The following is an 18,449-nucleotide window of genomic DNA, read 5'->3' on the forward strand; positions in this document are numbered from 1 at the left end:
AGGGGCCTAGCGCCCCTGCGCGCGCCAGCGCTGGACGATGCGCTGGACCATTTCCTCCTCGCCGCCCGAGCTGTTCCACAGCTCGGTGAACGAGGGGTCGGCAGAGGCCGGGCGCTTGTGTTCCTCGAGATCGTCGAAGGACACGCGGATCGGGATCGCGACGCCTTCCCCGCAGATGATGCACTCGCGGTTGCGCAGCGCCGGAATGGAATCGAGGAAACCGCGCGCGCCTTCGGGCATCGCCGCGCGCACGAAGGCCTGGTCGCGATCGTTGTTGAGGCGCATCGAGATGATCGTGCCGCACTGCGACAGCACGCCCTCGGCAAGGTCCGACGGACGCTGCGTGATCAGGCCGAGCGAGATGCCGTACTTACGGCCTTCCTTGGCGATGCGCGAAAGGATGCGCCCGACCGAGGAGCCGTCTGCGTTCTTCTCGTTGGGCACGTAGCGGTGAGCTTCCTCGCAGACCAGCAGGATCGGCCGCGTCTTTTCCTCGCGCGCCCAGATGGCGAAGTCGAAGACCATGCGGCTGAGCACCGCAACCACCGTGCTGGTGATGTCGGACGGCACGCCCGACACGTCGATGATGGAGATCGGCCGGCCATGCGCGGGCATGCGGAACAGCTTGACGATGAAATCGGCCATGGTGTCACCCACCAGCATGCCCGAGAACATGAACTGGTAGCGCGGATCGCCCTTGAGCTCGTCCAGCTTGTTGCGGATGCGCAGGTACGGCGCGCTGGAATGGCCCTTGTCGAGCTTGCCCATCTCGTTGTTGAGAATGTTGGACAGGTCCGAAAGCAGATAGGGAATCGGCGAATCGACCGTGATCTTGCCCATCTGCTCGGCAAGACGATTCTTCGAGCGCGCCTCGAGCAGGCACTTGCCGAGAATCTCCGCATCGAGCTGGCGTTCATCGCCGTTCGAGGTGAGCAGCGTCTCGCAGTGCTCCTCGAAGTTCATCAGCCAGTACGGCATCTGCAGGTTGGAAACGTCGAGGATCACGCCGGTATTGCGGAACGCTGCCGAATATTCGCCGTGCGGATCGACCATGATCACATGGCCCTCGGGCGCGTGGTCGCAGATCCGGTGCAGGATCAGCGCGGCGCTGGTCGACTTGCCGGTACCGGTCGAGCCCAGCAGCGCGAAGTGCTTGCCGAGCAGGGCATCGACATAGAGCCCGGCCCGAATGTCGCGGGTGGGATAGACGTTGCCGATCTGGATCGCGCTGCGACCGTCGCTGGCGTAGATCTGGCGCAGGTCCTCGCTCGTCGCCGGATAGACCAGCGCGCCGGGAACCGGGTAGAAGGTGACGCCGCGCCGGAAGCTGTGAATGCGGCCCGTCAGGCGCTCTTCCTCGCCCTCGCCAAGGAAGTCGGCATCGGCAAGGATGCCGTCCGTGACCCGTCCGTCCTGCTTCTGGTTGCGCACGCTGGCGAGCAGCCAGCCATTACCGACGCGAATCTTGATCTGGCTGCCGACCTGCCCGGCAAGCGCGACCGCCGGATCGGAATCTGCAGCGGTCTGGTTCAGGCGGTTGGCGTCGAAAGCGATGCGCGTTCCCGATCCGGCGATCTCGAGGACAACCCCGATCGGTTCGCTTGCCTGGCTTGCCGCGGGGGCCCTGCCGGCCTGCGGAGTTTCACCGGCAGTAGCTTCACGAGCACCGGCAAAGCTATCAAGTCGCATCTGGTTCATTCAACACCCGAAGTTCTGGCAACCGCTGCATCCCTAAGGGAGAGGCCGTTAATTTCTGCCTAAAGCCGCGAAAGCAACGATTGCAGAATCGGATGTCCGGAGTGTGGGATCAGACCAGCGCGAACAGCCGGCCCGCCAGCCAGCCCATCGCCACCGAAATGAAAACGGCAAGCACGCCATAGGCAAAGCCGTAATCGTTGGAAAAGTGCGCCACCGCGCGCTCGAGGCCGAGCTTGCGCACTTCCACCTGGCTACTGGCCGATGCGACCACGCGCCCCTGCGAGATCGCGAATGTCTCGGCGGTGTAAGTCCCCGTGGGCACGCTCGAGGGCAGGCCGATATGCGCTTGGTAGAGAACCTGCTCGCTGACCGTCACGCCCCCTTCGTCCTCGCGATAGAGGCCGTGGCGGCGATTGAGATCGACCAGACCATCGGCGAAGCGGGCCTGTTCCGCGGGGTCGAACGCCCCGATCGGCGAGAGCTGCAGCCATTTCAGGCCAAGTTCGTAAATCGCCGCTGTCTTGTCGTCGACGATCTCCGAGATCGGCCGGGTGGAGGCAATGGCATAGTAGGACGGCGCGGACCGGAACTCGGTGCTCGCGGCATTGATCCAGATTCCGGCAACCTTCTGCTTCTCGCGCAGGACGATCGACTGGGTCGGCCCCTTCAGCACGATCACGATGTCGTAGTCCTGCGCCGCGCGCGAGCCTTCCGGCGTAAGGATCGCGCCGAAGAGCAGGAGATCGGTCCCCGTGAAGCCCTGCTGCAGATCGACCTCGTGCTGCGAGATTTCCGGCACCAGAATGGGATCGCGCGCACCGGTCAGCAGAACGAGCGCGAAAAGCGCCAGAACCGGGGCGAACCGGCGGCTCACAGCGGAGCCACCGAATATATCTCGTCCGGCCGATAGCCGAGACCGACGGCCATGCGCGCCGCGACCAGCAGGACGATGACCGCCAGGATCAGGCGCAGCTTCACCGGATTGGCCTTTTGCGAGAACTGCGCCCCGATCTGCGCCCCAGTGACCGACCCAAGCAGGAGCAGCGAAGCGAGGACGATGTCGATCGCATGCGTAGTGAGCGCATGCATCATCGTGGTCGCCATCGTCGTGAACAGGATCTGCCACAGCGAGGTACCGACCACGACATTGGCGCTCATGCCCAGGATGTAGAGCATCGCCGGCACCAGAATGAACCCGCCGCCGATACCCATCAGCATCGTCAGCACGCCCGTACCCATACCCAGCAACAGGGGCGCGAGCGGCGAAATGTAGAGCCCCGAACGGTAGAAGCGCCAGCGCATGGGCAGACTGGCCACCATCGGATGGTGACGCCGCTTCCTTGCCGCGATGGGCACGCCGCTGCGCTCGGCGCGGATCGCCTGGATGCTTTCCTTGGCCATCAGGCTGCCGATCGAACCAAGCAGCAGGACGTAGAGGATATTAATGACGGTATCGATCTGGCCGAGCTGTTCGAGCAGCTTGAACAGGACCGCACCGATCCCGGTGCCCAGGATGCCGCCGGCGACCATCACCGATCCCATCTGGTAGTCCACGCCGCCACGCCGCGAATGCGCGAAAACGCCCGAAACGCTGGCGCCCGTCACCTGGCTGGCGGCGGAAGCGGCCGCAACCGTGGGCGGAATGCCATAGAAAATCATCAAGGGCGTCGTCAGAAAGCCGCCGCCCACGCCAAATATCCCGGAGAGCAGTCCGGTAATCGCCCCCAGGGCAATAATAACCAGCCCGTTTACCGAGAGATTGGCGATGGGAAGATAGACGTCCATTTCTTGGCTCTCGCTACCGCAGCACGCGGCGCGAGGAAAGCGACGAATCAGAAACCTGCGGAAAGAGTCACTGCCGGTCCCGACCCCGGTTCCGCATTGCCGGCAACCCGCACCCGCCAGTCCAGCGCGATCCGGCCGAACACGCGCCGGCTCAGCGGCAACGTGACGGTGGCGGACGGCCCCATGTCCAGTCTGGCGGCGCCCTTCTGCGCTCCGCCCCAGAGCCCTCCGCCCAATCGCGCCTCGGCGGCCCCGAGGCGCAAGACCCGCCGGTCCACACGCACCTGCCCATCGGCAAACGGGGTCGAGAACTCGCCTCCGACATAGCCGCCCTGCAGATAGGCTTCCGCCTGCAGGTCATGTGGCAGCGCGATCGGCGGAAGCTGGGTATAGACGAAGGCGGCGGGCTGGAACCGGCTTTGCCCCTCGTAATCGGTGAGCCGGCCTTCGATGGCGGCCACGACGGGGACCGTCGGCAGCGGCCGCCCGGAAAGGCCCAAGGCCACGGAATTCTCGCGAAACTGGCCGAGCGCTGTTGTCGTGCGGGCATAGATCGTCGGCCGGTAGGGGCTGGTGCTGTCGACCAGATAGCGCAGCACCGCACCAGTCTGGCTCGCTCCGTAGGCCGCCGGAAGCACGCCGGAAGACAGGCCTTGCCCGGCATCGTTCCGCAGCAACGCCCAGGTATCGAACGACCAGCGCGTGACCCGCGCGGGCTGCGGCAGGGGGACCGGCGGCACGGCCTGCGGAGCCGCACTCGCGCGGGGAAGCTGCGGATCGGGAGAGAAAAACGGCGGATTGGAACCCCGCAGGGCACTATCGACGAACCCGACGCGGCCAGATGCGGGCATCAACGATCTGGCTGACGCTCCCCAAACCGAGCCGGACGGGTCCCAGACGCCAAGTGGCCGGACAACGACCGGCGCCGGCGGCATCGCGCCGGCAATCGTCGGCTGGAACGCGACGAAGCCGCCAGGATAACGCGTCCCGTATGCCGACAGGAACCCGCCCACGCTGGCTGGCGGATAAGCGGATGCATAGACGGGCGACGCGAGCCCCGGCAGCGACTGCGGCCCCGCACGGCCATCGACGACGAACCCGACGGTCGATAAGACCGCCCCGCCCGCGCCGGCGTGCATCGCGACTGCATCGTTCGTCAGAACCGGCGCTTCCCAGGCAGTCGCCCGGCCGCCGATCCAGCCGGCGAATATCGCCAACAAGGCGACCAGCGGCTGCCCCCGGGTGGTTTGCGCCCCCCTCACCGTGTTGCCGTTCCACCAGCGGCAGCCAGTATCGGATGGGCATCGTGCGAGGTCTTCTCCCACGTCACGGCGGCGCCGCGCAACGTGCGCATGTACCCGGCGAAGGCCTTTCGCCCCGCCATGATGGCGATGAAGTTGGCGACCGGGATACGCATCAACGCACGCACGCCTTCCGGCCAGCCATACTCGTGCGCGGTAAAGGCAAAGCGAGCAATGGAACGCCAGACGAGGCTCGCGAAACAAAGGAGGAGCATGCCCTGCAGCCAGGGCGAGATTTCCGGTTGAGCCCTCACCCCGGACAGCCGCACTATCGAGAGCAGTCCTTCAACGACGATCAGCACATAGCCGCATGCCAGAACGATCGAGGTCAGCGGTCCGCGCCGGTCGCGCAGCACCATCCACCAGTCGGCCAGCCCCCTGCTCCAGCCCAGCCGGTCCCAGCTCTGGAAGGCAATGCCATGAATCCAGCGCGCCTTCTGCCGCACCGCGTCCTCGAGCCGCGCGGGAAAATAGGCCCGCGTCGCCACGAGCTGGTTGTCCGCGTCGCGCACACGCAGAAACCGCGAGGCCCCGCCTTCGCGCCAGACCAGAACGCCCAGTTCATAATCCTCGGTGAGGCATTCGGCCGCGAACGGGCCGGGGCCGCCCTCCGCAACACGGCGCCGGGCAATGCCCGCGATGATCTCGCGCGCGAAGCCGCAGGCGACCCCGGCAGCGGGAATCGCCGCGCCCAGCGCATCGCGGACGACCAGAGACTTTGCGTGCGATTCCGTGAACTCGTCGGAGTAGTGGCCCGCCACCCATGGCGACGCGGGCTGCGGTTCCGGCCGCACGGGCAACTGCACGAAATCAACCTCGCCCAAGGCGCCGTCGATGACGGCAAGTTCCGCCGGGTGGACCATGTCCTCAGAATCGTGCAAGACGACGCTTCTGAAGCGATGTCCATATCGCCCCTCATCGTCACACAAGGCGGTGTAGAGGCGGTTCAGGCAGTCCGCCTTGGTGGTCGGCCCGGCATTCTCGTGGATGACGATCCGGACACGCGCGTCAGCGCCTGCCCCGGACATGGCAGCCGCGATCGTGCCTGGATCGTTGGAATAGCAACCGACGTAGAGAGTGAAGTCATCTTGCCGCCAGACAGACAGGGCATGACGCACGGTATGGCCGATCACTTCAGCCTCATGCCATGCCGCGATCAGGATCGCAGCCCGCCCCTGCAGGGGCGCGGCGGCATCCTCTCGGGATATCCGCCCGTCGCGCGCACGGCCGGCAAGCTTCAGCCAGATCCAGCAAAGATCCACGCCGATGTCATCGATGGCGCCCAGCAGGAACCAGAACGCCGCGAAAAGCAGAAGTTCCTGCTCGAAAAACTGCAGCCCTTTGATAACATGCTGGATTACGACAGTGGCTTCCACCACGCCCCCTTCCTGTATCCGGCCGGAATTACGGCTACAACCGATGCAAAACGATTGCACCTTTTAGAAGAAAACCCGAAAACATACTTATGAGCATCCCAAGGCATTTCGCCAATCAATTGGCGCGCAGTTTCACAAAGTTAATGGGCGGTGAAGCATCGGCGGGTATTCTGCTGATCATCGTGGCCATGCTGGCTTTGATTGTGGCCAACACCGGTTGGGCCTACGGCTATCACGAGCTGTTCCATCATGAACTTGCGTGGACGCCGATCAGCAAGCTCGACAGTCTGCATTTGTGGATCAACGACGCGTTGATGGCGGTATTCTTCTTCGTCGTCGGACTCGAGATCAAGCGCGAGATACTCGACGGGGAACTCTCCAATGCCGCCAAGCGCCGCCTGCCGGTGCTCGCAGCGGCGGCCGGCATGGTCATGCCGGCGCTGATCTACCTGATGACAACGGGCACCAAACCGCCGCTGGCGCATGGCTGGGCCATCCCGGCAGCGACGGATATCGCCTTTGCCGTCGGCGTACTGGCCCTGCTCGGCAAGCGCGTGCCGGCATCACTGCGCCTCTTCCTGCTCACCGTAGCGATCGTCGACGACCTCGGCGCGGTGATGATCATCGCCGTATTCTACACCAAGATCGACGCCGGCACGCTTTACTGGGGCATTGGCGCACTGCTCTTCCTGGCCGGACTGATCCTCGCCAACCGGCGCGGCGTCCATCACCTCTGGGTCTTCCTGATCCTCGGGTTCGGCCTGTGGTACTGCATTCTCAATTCCGGGATCCACGCCACCATCGCCGGGGTCATCTTCGCCTTCACCATTCCGCTGCGGCCGCTCTATCACGGCGACAGCATGCTGCTGCGCCTGGAACATGCGCTGGTGCCCTGGAACAGCTACGTCATCGTCCCCCTGTTCGGATTTGCCAATGCCGGCGTAGCGCTGGGCGGTATCGGACTGGCGGGCCTTTCCGACCCGATCCCGCTGGGGGTCGCCCTTGGCCTGTTCCTCGGCAAGCAGATAGGCATATTCGCCGCGATCGTCATTTCCGACCGGATCGGCTTCGCGCCGCGCCCTGCCGGAGCAAGCTGGGTCCAGTTGTGGGGAACGTCGGTCCTGTGCGGGATCGGCTTCACCATGAGCCTGTTCATCGGCGCCCTCGCCTTCCCGCGCTATCCGCATCTTGTCGAGGAAGCGAAGCTGGGAGTCCTGCTGGGCTCGCTGCTGTCCTCGCTGCTCGGCTACGCCATCTTGCGCATGGCCAAGACGCCACAGGCCGAACAGCCGGACTGATCCGACATCAAAAGACTTTCGGGAACCGCAACCCGTCCGGACCTTCGCCTGACAGCGAAGGTCCGGACGGGCGCTTAGCAGGTTACCAGCTGCCGACGTTGGGCATGCTGACCCAGGGTTCGGCCGGCTCGAGCTTTCCATTCTGAAGCAGTTCGACCGAAATCCCGTCGGGCGTGCGGATAAACGCCATGTGCCCGTCGCGCGGCGGACGATTGATGGTCACGCCGGCATCCATCAGCCGCTGGCAGGTCTCGTAGATGTCGTCGACCTGGTACGCGAGGTGGCCGAAGTTGCGGCCACCTGAATATTCCTCGGCCAAACCGTCTTCCGCAGGCCAGTTGTAGGTCAGCTCCACTTCGGTGTCCTCCTGCCCCTCGGGCGCAAGGAAGATGAGCGTGTAACGGCCCTTTTCATCGGAAAACCGCCGCGTCTCCCACACCCCGATCAGCTCGAAAAAGCGGATCGTCGCATCGGGATCAGTCACGCGGATCATGGTATGAAGATATCGGGTCACAGAATTAACACCTCAATTCATCGATAAAACAGAACGGTTCATCGTACATACAGCCGCAAACCGGCATCCCGAACAAACACTCAGGGAGACGCTGCCATGTCCGACGATAGCCCAGAAAACAGCCACCGCTCCAGCCCCGCCATGCGCAATTTCGCAACGCAGCGCTTGATCGTCAGTTCCGTAATTCTTGCAGCCGGCATGATCGTCGGCGGCTTCGCGCTGGGCGACGGCCTGAAGCGGGCACAACGGGCCGAGCGCGCTGTAACCGTGCGCGGACTGGCCGAACGCGATGTCACAGCCGATCTCGCGACCTGGACGATCAGCTATTCGTCGACCGCCACCGCGCTTTCCGCCGCACAGGCGAATGTCGATCACGACACTGCGCAGATCCGCGCATTCTTTCGCGATCTGGGCTTTCCCGCCGATGCACTCCAGCCGACCGGGGTGAACGTCTCCCAGTTCAAGGACAACGGCGTCCCCAACTTCACCGTGCGCCAACGCATGACGCTGCGCACCCACGACATCAAGCGGGCACAGGATGCCGTACGGCGTCAGTTCGATCTGGTGCGGGGCGGCGTCATCCTCGAGGAAGGCTCGGGGATGTCCTATACTTTCACCAAGCTCAACGACATCAAGCCCGCCATGGTGGCAGAAGCGACCAAGGACGCCCGCGCGGCAGCCGAGCAGTTCGCCAAGGACAGCGGCGCCGAAGTCGGCTCCATCAAGAACGCGACGCAGGGCTATTTCTCGATCAATGCGCGCGACGGCGATTCCGGCGGCGGCTGGGGCGTATCGGACACGCCCTACAAGCAGGTCCGCGTTGTCACGACGGTGAATTTCTACCTGAAGTAAACCGCCACTTGCGGATACAGAAAACCCGCCCGGAAAGCTCCGGGCGGGTCCTCCTGCGAAGAACTTCGCGTGTCGTTTCGATCAGAACGAAGCTGACAGGGTCGCAACGACGGCGTCGTTGGTGTAGCTGTCGATCGACGGACCTTCGACGCCGACATAGGCCAGGCTGACCGAAAGCGGGCCAACCACGGTCGCCGAGGCACCGATCGACCAGTCGAGGCCGGTGTCGTCGGTCGAACCGGCGAGCAGCGGCGGAGCCAGCACGCCGTCGGTGTAGCCGAGGTGGCCGCTGATGGTGATCGGCGTGTTGGGAACACCCACTTCAACGTCGCCGTAGAGGTAGAGGTTGTCGTCACCGCCCAGCGAGTCCTGCTTCCAGGCATAGGCGATACCACCGGTCACGGTGGCCGGACCGAAGGTGCTCGAAACCTTGGCGTAGGGTTCCCAGTAGTTGTAGTCGCCAGCCGCGCCCGGAGCATTCGGGTAGGCGTAGTACAGGAGGCCGACGTCGACGGTCGCGCCGCCCAGGTCACCGCTCCAGCCGCCGTAGAGGTCGAGCTCGGTGCTGCCGTAACCGCCGCTTTCGTCCAGCGACGAAGCCCAGGTACCGACATAGAAGCCGCTCTCGTGGCTGACGTCGAAGCCGCCCTGGATGGCGATGTCGCCATCCGAAAGCGAGACACCACGGAAACGGTAGTCGCTGGTCAGCGAGACGTTGGCAGAAACCGTGATATCCGACGGAACTTCTGCGTCCTGGGCCAGAGCCGGGCTCGCAGCGAGCGCAGTGCCCGCAAGAAGAGTTGCGGCGATGGCGCCGCGGACGGACATAAGCATATTCATTCCCTCACTAATTCTTATTGGTGCGTTGTCCCACCTGCACGGTCGCCCCAGGTCTCGTTTCGGACCAAATCGCGACTGCACAATAATGCTGCACTGCACCACGTTGTGGTACAAGAAAAATTTCATTTCAGAGACAATCCGGAAACAATGTGTGGACTTTTTGCCACTATCCGACACTTAACCCCAGGTGTCTTGTCTCCCGTGCGCGACGGGCTTATATCGCGCTGCAACGAATGCTTGCGAAAATACGAAATATACTGGCTCGTCCAACGGCGACGAAGTCCCCTTCCGTCCCCGCCGGAGAGCGCGTCTACGCGATCGGCGACGTGCACGGACGCATCGATCTGCTGGAAAACCTCATCCAGGCCATCGAGGCTGACGACGCCGGCCGCCGCAAGGCGCACACCACGGTCGTCATGCTGGGCGACCTCATCGACCGCGGGCACGACAGCGCCGCCGTCGTCGCCCGTGCACGCGAATGGTCGAAGCACCGCGAAGTCGAATTCATCCAGGGCAACCACGAGGAAATGCTGCTCGTGAGCCGCAAGAAGACCGAATCGCTGCGCGGCTTCCTGAAGTTCGGCGGCATCGAGACGATCCAGTCCTACGGCGTCGATGCAGAGACGATCGCGGCGGCGGACTTCGAGGAACTTCAGCGCCTGATGAACGAAGCCATCCCGCAGGACGATTTCGACTTTATCGACAGCTTCAAGAAGATGGTTCGAATCGGCGACTACCTGTTCGTCCATGCCGGCATCCGCCCTTCCACCCCGATCGAGCATCAGCTCGGCCAGGACTGCCGGTGGATTCGCGAACCATTCCTGAGCCACAAGGGCGACTTCGGCGCCTTCGTCATCCACGGCCACACGATCACCGAGGAGCCGGACGTGTGCGCCAACCGGATCGGCATCGACACGGGGGCTTTCGTGCATGGCACGCTTACCGCGATCGGCCTCGAAGGGACGGATCGCTGGTTCCTCCAGACCAACGACCGGGGACAGCAGGAAACGCTCGAAGCCAGCGCCGCGGCCTGATCCTCGCCCATTCGGGGAGGATGCGTCGGGGAGCCTGTAAGCCGGGTTCTGTGCCTGGCGTGGTCTCCCAATGCCACGAATGACCTTTGGGACCTTACGCCGCGGCGGCAGCCATTCCTCTCGGCGACGCATTGCCGCGCCGCTCCAGCGACCAACCCGGGCTGCCTGGGTCCGAAACCGACCCGCCATCCGAAGATAGCCAGCAGCCCCTATTCGGTCTTGCTCCGGGTGGGGTTTACCATGCCGCTCGCCGTTACCGGAAGCGCGGTGCGCTTTTACCGCACCCTTTCACCCTTGCCTGTGAGCCCAACCGCCAGACTGACGGCGTGCTCCATCGGCGGTATACTCTCTGTGGCACTTTCCCTGAGCTTCGGAAGGCCTGAGAACCTCCCTCGCCCGGCGGGCGTTACCCGCCACCCTCGTTTCGTGGAGCCCGGACTTTCCTCGGCATTCTTGCGAATGACGCGGCTGCCCGGCTCCCCGACGCGGCGCTCACCTAGCACGGCCGGTGTCGCGCTCCAACAGGAGTTCGAACAGGATTCCGCCGATTTCACCGTCGATCTCGCCGTCGATGATCATCGGCCGCCAGCGCCGCTGGAACGCACGTACCGCCGCGCGCCCGTCGGCGATGTCGTAACCGAAGCGTTCAAGGGCAAGGTAGAAGGCGCCGGGATTGTCGTAGAACAGGTTCATCTTGGCCGCGGGAATATCGAGCGCAAGCCCGAGCTGGCCGAGCCGGTGCCAGTCGAAATACTCCCCCGGGTCCTGCTTTCGTGCCGGCGCGATGTCCGAATGGGCCACGATGTTGGCGCGTGGAATGTCGTGGCGCTCGACGATGTCCGCCAGCAGCGGCAGCAGCGCGTCCATTTGCGGCTCGGGAAACGGACGATAGCCGAATTCGTGCCCCGGATTGACCAGCTCAATGCCGACGCTCGCCGAATTCACGTCGGTAATGCCGCGCCAGTAGGATTGCCCCGCATGCCAGGCCCGCTTCTCCTCGGGCACCAGCGAGGTGACGATCCCTTCCTCGTCGATCATGTAGTGCGCCGAAACTTCGGCCTCGGGATCGCACATGCGCGCGAGCGCTTCTTCCGCGCTCTTCATGCCGGTGTAGTGCAGCACGACCATGGAAACCGGAAGCTTGCGCTCGTTCCAGTTGGGCGATTCGACGATGCGGTTGACCAGCCAGCGGTTCATCGTGCCCTTTCCCTGTTCACGCCTGCATTCCTCAGGCCCCCGGCAGCATCGCGCCCAGAACCAGCGCGCCTTCGGAAAGCGCGAACTGCAATTTACCGCCCTGCTCTTGCGCCATGCGCTGGATCATCGTTGCCGGCGCGGTCCGGCTCGAAAGTTCGCCTTCCGGCAGGCTCCCTTCCAGCGCCCGCCCGATGTCGCGATCGAACGCGATGCGGGGCCCGGCCGCGCGCACGACGATCTCGCTCGAACCATCCCTGAATTCGGCCGCGACGTCCAGCGTGCCGCCACGCGGCAAGGCTTCTATGCCGATATGCGCGAAGTTCAGCAGCGTCTTGATGGCCGGCTTGGGCAGGGAATCGCCCGCCAGCGCCCAGTTCACCACGATCCGGGCATTGTTCGCCACCAGCGCATCGATGAGCGCCTGCGCCTCGCTGACCGGCACGAGTTCGCCGAAACCACCGGCCGCCCCGAAGGCAAGGCGGAAGAATTTCAGCTTGTCCGTGGAAATCCGCGCGCTCTGGTCGAGCAGTTCGAAACAGCGCTGGCGCATCTCCGGATCCTTCTCGTCCGCCAGCAACTCGAGCCCGTTCGACAGGGCGCCGACCGGGCTGAGCATGTCATGGCAAAGACGCGAACACAGGAGACTGGCAAGATCGAGCGAGCTCGTAGTCATTTGATGGGACGCTTTCCGTTCACTTCGTCTTGATGTGATCCGCAGGGCATTCTTCCACCATGCGGCAGGTCAATTCGACAAATCCTTTCCCGCTATCGCGCCAGAAAGCAACCTGCCCGCCGGCAATGATCGCCCAGATGCGCAAATCCCCGGTGGAATGTTCGCAATCGGTGGCCGAAGGCACCAGATGCCCGAGGGGATGGGAGTGATAATAGCCCAGAACCTTCGGCCCGTCTTCCCTTGCCGCCTTGTGCGCCGCCAGCAGCACGACAGGATCGATCTCGAAGCGCAAACGCGGCTGGTCGGAGACATTGGCGGCCGGCATCGCCGTGTCTATCCGCCCGATCCCGCCCGGTTCACCGCATCCCAGCAGCAGTCCGCAGCATTCCTGCGGCGCGGCACGATCCGCTTCCCGCCGCAGTGTTGCCATAACGCCACTTGTCACCTCGACAACCATGCCCATGTCAATACCCGCAATGGGGTCAATCGAAAACATCATCCGGGGCGAAATCGGCACGAGTGGCGGACGGCTCGACAAGGCACTGGCAGAGGCGAGCGGCCTTTCGCGCGAACGCATCAAGGCGCTGCTGGGCGAAGGACGCATAAGCCTCTCGGGCAAATCCGTCTCGCAAGCCTCCCTCAAGGTCGAGGCCGGCACCCCGTTCGCGATCACGGTGCCCGAAGCCGCGCCTGCCGAAGCCGTCGCGCAGGACATCCCGCTCAACGTCGTGTTCGAGGACGAGGATCTGATCGTCGTCGACAAGCCAGCCGGTCTCGTGGTCCATCCGGCAGCAGGCAATCTGGACGGAACGCTGGTCAACGCCCTGCTCCATCACTGCCGGGGGCAGCTTTCGGGCATCGGCGGCGTGGCCCGGCCCGGTATCGTCCACCGCATCGACAAGGACACCTCGGGCCTGCTCGTCGTCGCCAAGACCGACCGCGCGCACGAAGGGCTTGCCGCCCAGTTCGCCGACCACTCCATCGAACGCGCCTATCTGGCGGTCGTGGCCGGACGGCCGGTTCCGCTCGCCGGCACTGTAACCGGATCGATCGCCCGTTCGAATACCAACCGCAAGAAGATGGCAATCGTCGAAGATGGAAGAGGCAAGCACGCCGTGACGCATTACCGCACGCTGGAATCGCTCAAGGGCGCCTCGCTGGTCGAGTGCCGGCTGGAAACCGGACGCACCCACCAGGTACGCGTTCATATGTCATCAATCGGGCATATGCTACTGGGTGATCCTGTCTATGGACGTACACCTTCAGCGATTCGCCCGATCCTGCAAAAGCTGGGTTTTTCACGCCAGGCGCTTCACGCCGCGGAACTTGGCTTCATCCATCCCGTTACAGGAGAAAGGGTCCATTTCGTCAGCCCGATTCCCGACGATATGCGAACCCTGATCGACGAATTGCAACACTGAAATCGGATTTATGTGCTATCATGAAAAGGTGGCCGCAAGCTAAGATGCCTAGCAAGGGTCTTTGACCGCTGGCCGACCTAGAAAGGACGGAAAGATAGTGAGCAACAAGAAGCGCAACCTCCCCGCGGTGCCGGCATTGGGCGGTGAGCAGAGTCTCAACCGCTACCTGTCCGAAATCCGCAAGTTCCCGGTTCTGGCGCCCGAGCAGGAATACATGCTCGCGAAGCGCTACAAGGAACACGAGGATCCCGAAGCCGCCGCGCAGCTGGTGACCAGTCACCTGCGCCTCGTCGCGAAGATCGCGATGGGTTACCGCGGCTATGGCCTGCCCGTTTCGGAACTCATCTCCGAAGGCAACATCGGCCTCATGCAGGGCGTGAAGAAGTTCGAACCCGATCGGGGCTTCCGCCTCGCCACCTATGCTATGTGGTGGATCAAGGCCTCGATTCAAGAGTTCATCCTGCGCTCGTGGAGCCTCGTGAAGATGGGCACCACCGCCGCGCAGAAGAAGCTGTTCTTCAACCTGCGCCGCATGAAGAAGAACCTCGACGCCTACGAGGACACCGACCTGCACCCTGACGATGTCGCCAAGATCGCGACCACGCTGGGCGTGTCGGAGACCGAGGTCGTCAACATGAACCGGCGCATGATGATGGGCGGCGATGCCTCGCTGAACGTCTCGCTGCGCGAGGAAGGCGAAGGCCAGTGGATGGACATCCTGCAAGACGATGGTCCGCTGCAGGACGAAATCGTGGCCGAGGCCGAGGAAAAGACCGTTCGCCACGACATGCTGGTCGAGGCGATGGACTCGCTCAACGACCGCGAACGCGACATTCTCACCGAACGTCGCCTGACGGACGATCCCAAGACGCTCGAGGAACTGAGCCAGGTCTATCATGTCAGCCGCGAACGCGTGCGCCAGATAGAGGTGCGCGCCTTCGAAAAGCTGCAGAAGGCCATGAACCGCATCGCCGGCGAAAAGAAGCTCATTCCCGCGCTCTGATCGCCCCGCACCGGGTAAACGAAAAGCCGGGCCCTCCCTCGCGGTGGGGGAGCCCGGCTTTTTCGTGTCCGACCGACGCCTCCCTGTCGGCAAGCACGCGGAAAATCGGGGAAATCTCAAGAGAGATAATGAAAAATTAAGCATAAAAGGGCATGCGGGTGGCAGTCATGGACACTGTCTTCCGCCCCCGGTTCAACGCGCTGAAGGTGCTCGCCATCCTGGCCACCGTGCTGCTGTGGTGTGGCTGGGCAGGCGGCGCCCGCGCCGAGGTCTTCCTGGAGCAACCGCTGTGCCATGCCGTCACCGCGACGCCGGCGCAGCCCGACACCGCACCGCCCTTCTTTTCCTGCGAGGGCCAACCGGTTGGATACCAGCACGGCAGCCTGTGGCTTCGCGCCGATCTCGACCAGCTTGCCGTCAATCCCGACGATCTGGCCCTGCTGGTTCACAATTCCCGGTTCGACCGCCTCGAAGTGGCCTTCACTTACGAAGATGGCCGGATCATTCGACAGGCCGTAGGCAGCGGAGACTTCGGCACGCACTGGCGCACCGGAGCCCAGGTCGCCTTTGAAGCACCCGTGCGCGACGCGCCGCTCAAGGCCGTGACCATGCGCTTCGACCGTCTGGCGAGCGCGCACCTGCTCCGCATGCGCCTGATGAGCCGGGGTGAGGCCAGCCTGCAGTCCACCGCGCTTTCCATCTCTGTTGCCGCCGCCCTGACGCTCCTGCTCATGGGCGCGGTCTTCAATACCTTTCTGGCCGCGACGCTGCGCCGGCAATTTCCCGTGTGGCAGGCCGCATGGGCCACGAGCGTGCTGGTCTGGGGCATGATCTGGTCCCAGCTCAACCTGTTCATCGTGCCGGGCATGGCGGGCGCGGTGTCGGCACAGGCAAGCACGGCGCTTTCCTGCCTGGCCATCACTTGCGCCGCGTTCAGTGCCGTTACCGCCATCGACCCCGCGAATCTGCCGCGCATCCTCCGGCGCATCACGCTCGCGGTCGCAGCCGGCGTGGGCGTTCTGGGCATTCCCCTGACACTCATGCGCAGCGGTCCCATCAATGCCATGGCCAATACGCTGGGCCTCATGGTTCTGGCCGTACTGGCCGGCGTGGCGCTATGCCTCGGCTGGGCCTGGCGTCGGGGCAGCCCGGAGGCGCGGAGCTTCGCCGGCGCCTGGTCGCTGCCGATGGTGACGCTCGGCGTCGTCCAGTTCGCCGATACCGATGCCATGCTGTGGGGCGGCGGGGCGCAGTTGCTGGTGCTGTTCGCCGCGGCCTGGCAAACGCTGTGGCTTGCCGCCGCCGCCTCGCAGACCCATGCGCGGCTTCGCATCGAACACGACAGGGCGCGCACAGCCGAGGCCCGGGCGCACGAACTGGCGCGCCGCGATCCGCTGACCGGCCTGCACAACCGCCGCGGGTTCACCGAAGCAGTGGCACCTATGCTCAAGCTCGCGCATGCCGCCACGAGCCCGATCGCCTTGCTGCTGCTCGATGTCGACCTGTTCAAGCGCATCAACGACAACTACGGCCACGACACCGGCGACGGCGTACTCCAGACGATCGCGCAGCGCCTCAGCCGCTGGGAAGGCGACATGTGTCAGGTGGCCCGGCTGGGCGGCGAGGAATTCGCCCTGATGATTGCCGGCATGGAGGGATTCGCCCTCGCCCGGTTCGCCGAGAGCGTGCGACTGGGCATTGCCGCCTGCGACCACGGACCGGCGATCGAAGGCAGCAAGGTCACCGTCAGCATCGGCGTTGCCAAGGCTCCCTTCCAGTCCGATTTCCGCCAGCTCTACCGACTGGCCGACGAAGCGCTCTACACCGCCAAGCGCCAGGGCCGCGACCGTGTGGTATTCCATGGGCAGGAGGATCGCGAGACGGCTTCGCTCCAGACCACACAGCAGGCGTCGCAAACGGTGTAGTGCACCGTTGCCACGAGCCCCGCACTGGCTCTACAAGCCGGCGCGATACACTACTCGGGTTCTCGCCAGTTCATGCGTCTCATCGCCAGGATCATCGTCTGGTTCATTGCAATCAGCGTCGGACTTACCCTGCTCTACCGCTTCGTGCCGCCGCCGGTGACGATCACCATGATCGTCGACAGCAATGGCATCACCAAGGACTGGGAGCCGTTGAGCCGGATCGACCGCAATATGGTCGCCGCCGCCATCGCCGCCGAGGACGGAAAGTTCTGCGGCCACAACGGCTTCGACACCGATGCGATCGAGAAGGCCATGGAACGCAATGCCGAAGGCGGGCGCCTGCGCGGCGGATCGACGATCAGCCAGCAGACCGCCAAGAACGTGTTCCTATGGCAGGGCGACGGCTGGAGCCGCTATCTGCGCAAGGGACTGGAAGTCTGGTTCACCTTCCTGATCGAGAACCTGTGGGGCAAGCGGCGCATCATGGAAGTCTACCTCAATGTCGCCGAAACCGGCATCGGCACGTATGGCGTAGAGGCAGGCGCGCACCGTTACTGGGGCAAGTCGGCCGCGAACCTGACCCCGCTCGAAGCCGCCCGCATGGCCGCCGCCCTGCCCAGCCCCAAGACCCGCAGCGTCAAGAACCCCACCGGCTTCACGCGTCGCTACGGCAACACCATCGCCGCGCGCATCGCCACGGTAAAGCGCGACGGATACGACGCCTGCATCTACGAATAGGATTGCAGGCCCGTCTCTTCAGCGGGTCTCCAGGCCGTCCGGATTGTTGTCCGTCAGCCGGGTGCGCAGCGAATTCTGCACATAGGCGGTCATGACGTAGTGGCCCACGACGATAGGCAATTCGAGCAGTTGCCGTGCGTCGAGATGGCTGGCGAGCAGGTTCCAGGTTTCGTCACCGATCATGGAATTGGCGTGCAGTTCCTCGGCGGCGCGCAGAACGGCCCGGTCGAGTTCGTCCCATCCCCCGGCCTGCGAGCCCTGCGTGATCCGCTCGATGTCCTCGCGGCTCAACACCCTGTCGCGCGAGGAGTGGACGTGCTCGCCCCATATATAGGGCGCGCCATGAAGCCAACCGGTACGCAGGATCGCCAGTTCGCGCACCCGTGCCGGCAGCGCGCTCCGGATCGAGGCGGTCACGCCCAGGTCGATGTACCCGGCGAAGAATTCAGGACTGTGCGCCAGCGTGGCAAAGAATGGTGCAAGCGGCATGCCTTCGGGATAACCGTAGAGCACCCGCAACTGCTCCATCGCCTCGAAATGCCGCTGATCGAGCTGATCCTTGTCGAGAAAGGGCAGGCGCTCGCGCGATCCCACCACCTGTTCCGTGCGCTCGGCGGCATCCCACCCCATGGCCCGTGCTCCTCACCCTGTCCACGCGCCTGTCTTGCACGCTTGCCCCAAGGCTATCGCCGGCACAGCCGTATACGCAAGGTGGTCGATACTGTTACCGCCCTAGGGATGGAGCCACTGCAGCCGCGGTCACGACAGGCAGCAGAAAGGGGAGGAACCTCGCG

At 64.2% G+C, this 18,449-nt stretch carries 18 protein-coding genes and 1 other RNA gene; 7 read left to right on the plus strand and 12 right to left on the minus strand.

Annotated features, from left to right (window positions below):
- Window positions 1-6: 6 nt before the first annotated feature.
- From NZK81_RS09100 to NZK81_RS09120, 5 genes are all read right to left on the minus strand, one after another.
- Window positions 7-1,698: an ATP-binding protein gene (locus tag NZK81_RS09100; protein WP_260045814.1), complete on the minus strand. Its 1,692-nt coding sequence runs from the start codon at window positions 1,696-1,698 to the stop codon at window positions 7-9.
- Between the two features lie 109 nt (window positions 1,699-1,807).
- Complete coding sequence (locus NZK81_RS09105; protein WP_260045815.1) at window positions 1,808-2,572, minus strand: TIGR02186 family protein; 765 nt, start codon at window positions 2,570-2,572, stop codon at window positions 1,808-1,810.
- A complete protein-coding gene (locus NZK81_RS09110) occupies window positions 2,569-3,483 on the minus strand; it encodes a sulfite exporter TauE/SafE family protein (protein WP_260045816.1) in 915 nt (304 codons plus the stop codon). Before NZK81_RS09110 ends, NZK81_RS09105 begins: the two co-directional genes overlap by 4 nt.
- Window positions 3,484-3,530: 47 nt before the next feature.
- Window positions 3,531-4,745: a hypothetical protein gene (locus NZK81_RS09115; protein ID WP_260045817.1), complete on the minus strand. Its 1,215-nt coding sequence runs from the start codon at window positions 4,743-4,745 to the stop codon at window positions 3,531-3,533.
- A complete protein-coding gene (locus NZK81_RS09120; protein WP_419181666.1) occupies window positions 4,742-6,220 on the minus strand; it encodes a glycosyl transferase family protein in 1,479 nt (492 codons plus the stop codon). The genes NZK81_RS09115 and NZK81_RS09120 overlap by 4 nt, the downstream gene beginning before the upstream one ends.
- A gap of 29 nt (window positions 6,221-6,249) precedes the next feature.
- Here NZK81_RS09120 and nhaA point away from each other — a divergent pair, with 29 nt between their 5' ends.
- Window positions 6,250-7,458 carry a Na+/H+ antiporter NhaA gene (nhaA, locus tag NZK81_RS09125; protein WP_260045818.1) on the plus strand — a complete coding sequence of 403 codons (1,209 nt, stop codon included), beginning with the start codon at window positions 6,250-6,252 and terminating at the stop codon, window positions 7,456-7,458.
- Window positions 7,459-7,540: 82 nt separating this feature from the next.
- Here the strand turns inward: nhaA and NZK81_RS09130 are convergent, their stop codons facing one another.
- A complete protein-coding gene (locus NZK81_RS09130) occupies window positions 7,541-7,972 on the minus strand; it encodes a VOC family protein (RefSeq protein WP_260045819.1) in 432 nt (143 codons plus the stop codon).
- 141 nt (window positions 7,973-8,113) lie between these two features.
- Between NZK81_RS09130 and NZK81_RS09135 the strand changes: the two genes are divergently transcribed.
- Window positions 8,114-8,824 (plus strand): SIMPL domain-containing protein, encoded by a 711-nt coding sequence (locus NZK81_RS09135; protein ID WP_260045987.1) that lies wholly within the window; start codon window positions 8,114-8,116, stop codon window positions 8,822-8,824.
- Between the two features lie 81 nt (window positions 8,825-8,905).
- Here the strand turns inward: NZK81_RS09135 and NZK81_RS09140 are convergent, their stop codons facing one another.
- The gene (locus NZK81_RS09140) at window positions 8,906-9,658 is read right to left on the minus strand and encodes a TorF family putative porin (protein ID WP_260045820.1); all 753 of its coding nucleotides are present in this window, start codon (window positions 9,656-9,658) and stop codon (window positions 8,906-8,908) included.
- A 332-nt stretch (window positions 9,659-9,990) separates the two neighbouring features.
- Between NZK81_RS09140 and NZK81_RS09145 the strand changes: the two genes are divergently transcribed.
- Window positions 9,991-10,698 (plus strand): metallophosphoesterase, encoded by a 708-nt coding sequence (locus NZK81_RS09145; RefSeq protein WP_419181667.1) that lies wholly within the window; start codon window positions 9,991-9,993, stop codon window positions 10,696-10,698.
- Between the two features lie 21 nt (window positions 10,699-10,719).
- Here the strand turns inward: NZK81_RS09145 and rnpB are convergent.
- The 4 genes from rnpB to NZK81_RS09165 all read right to left on the minus strand — a co-directional run bounded on the left by rnpB (window position 10,720) and on the right by NZK81_RS09165 (window position 13,031).
- Window positions 10,720-11,182: RNase P RNA component class A (gene rnpB / locus NZK81_RS09150), an RNA gene on the minus strand.
- An 8-nt stretch (window positions 11,183-11,190) separates the two neighbouring features.
- Window positions 11,191-11,895: an N-acetylmuramoyl-L-alanine amidase gene (locus NZK81_RS09155; RefSeq protein ID WP_260045822.1), complete on the minus strand. Its 705-nt coding sequence runs from the start codon at window positions 11,893-11,895 to the stop codon at window positions 11,191-11,193.
- 31 nt (window positions 11,896-11,926) lie between these two features.
- The gene (locus tag NZK81_RS09160; RefSeq protein ID WP_260045823.1) at window positions 11,927-12,568 is read right to left on the minus strand and encodes a histidine phosphotransferase family protein; all 642 of its coding nucleotides are present in this window, start codon (window positions 12,566-12,568) and stop codon (window positions 11,927-11,929) included.
- Window positions 12,569-12,587: 19 nt separating this feature from the next.
- Entirely contained in the window at window positions 12,588-13,031 is a 444-nt protein-coding gene (locus NZK81_RS09165; protein WP_311202081.1) for a M67 family metallopeptidase, read from the minus strand.
- Window positions 13,032-13,044: 13 nt separating this feature from the next.
- Here NZK81_RS09165 and NZK81_RS09170 point away from each other — a divergent pair, with 13 nt between their 5' ends.
- The 4 genes from NZK81_RS09170 (at window position 13,045) to mtgA (ending at window position 17,655) form a co-directional block, all read left to right on the plus strand.
- Window positions 13,045-13,989: an RluA family pseudouridine synthase gene (locus tag NZK81_RS09170; RefSeq protein WP_260045824.1), complete on the plus strand. Its 945-nt coding sequence runs from the start codon at window positions 13,045-13,047 to the stop codon at window positions 13,987-13,989.
- A 97-nt stretch (window positions 13,990-14,086) separates the two neighbouring features.
- Window positions 14,087-14,992, plus strand: a complete 906-nt coding sequence (gene rpoH / locus NZK81_RS09175; RefSeq protein ID WP_260045825.1) for an RNA polymerase sigma factor RpoH — start codon at window positions 14,087-14,089, stop codon at window positions 14,990-14,992.
- Window positions 14,993-15,144: 152 nt separating this feature from the next.
- Entirely contained in the window at window positions 15,145-16,917 is a 1,773-nt protein-coding gene (locus NZK81_RS09180) for a GGDEF domain-containing protein (protein WP_260045826.1), read from the plus strand.
- A 72-nt stretch (window positions 16,918-16,989) separates the two neighbouring features.
- Window positions 16,990-17,655 carry a monofunctional biosynthetic peptidoglycan transglycosylase gene (mtgA, locus tag NZK81_RS09185; protein ID WP_260045827.1) on the plus strand — a complete coding sequence of 222 codons (666 nt, stop codon included), beginning with the start codon at window positions 16,990-16,992 and terminating at the stop codon, window positions 17,653-17,655.
- 18 nt (window positions 17,656-17,673) lie between these two features.
- Here the strand turns inward: mtgA and NZK81_RS09190 are convergent, their stop codons facing one another.
- On the minus strand, window positions 17,674-18,285 hold the full coding sequence (locus tag NZK81_RS09190; protein WP_260045828.1) for a carboxymuconolactone decarboxylase family protein: 612 nt from the start codon (window positions 18,283-18,285) through the stop codon (window positions 17,674-17,676).
- Window positions 18,286-18,449: the final 164 nt, after the last annotated feature.

The organism is Novosphingobium mangrovisedimenti (genome assembly GCF_025153475.1).
GTDB lineage: Bacteria > Pseudomonadota > Alphaproteobacteria > Sphingomonadales > Sphingomonadaceae > Novosphingobium > Novosphingobium mangrovi_A.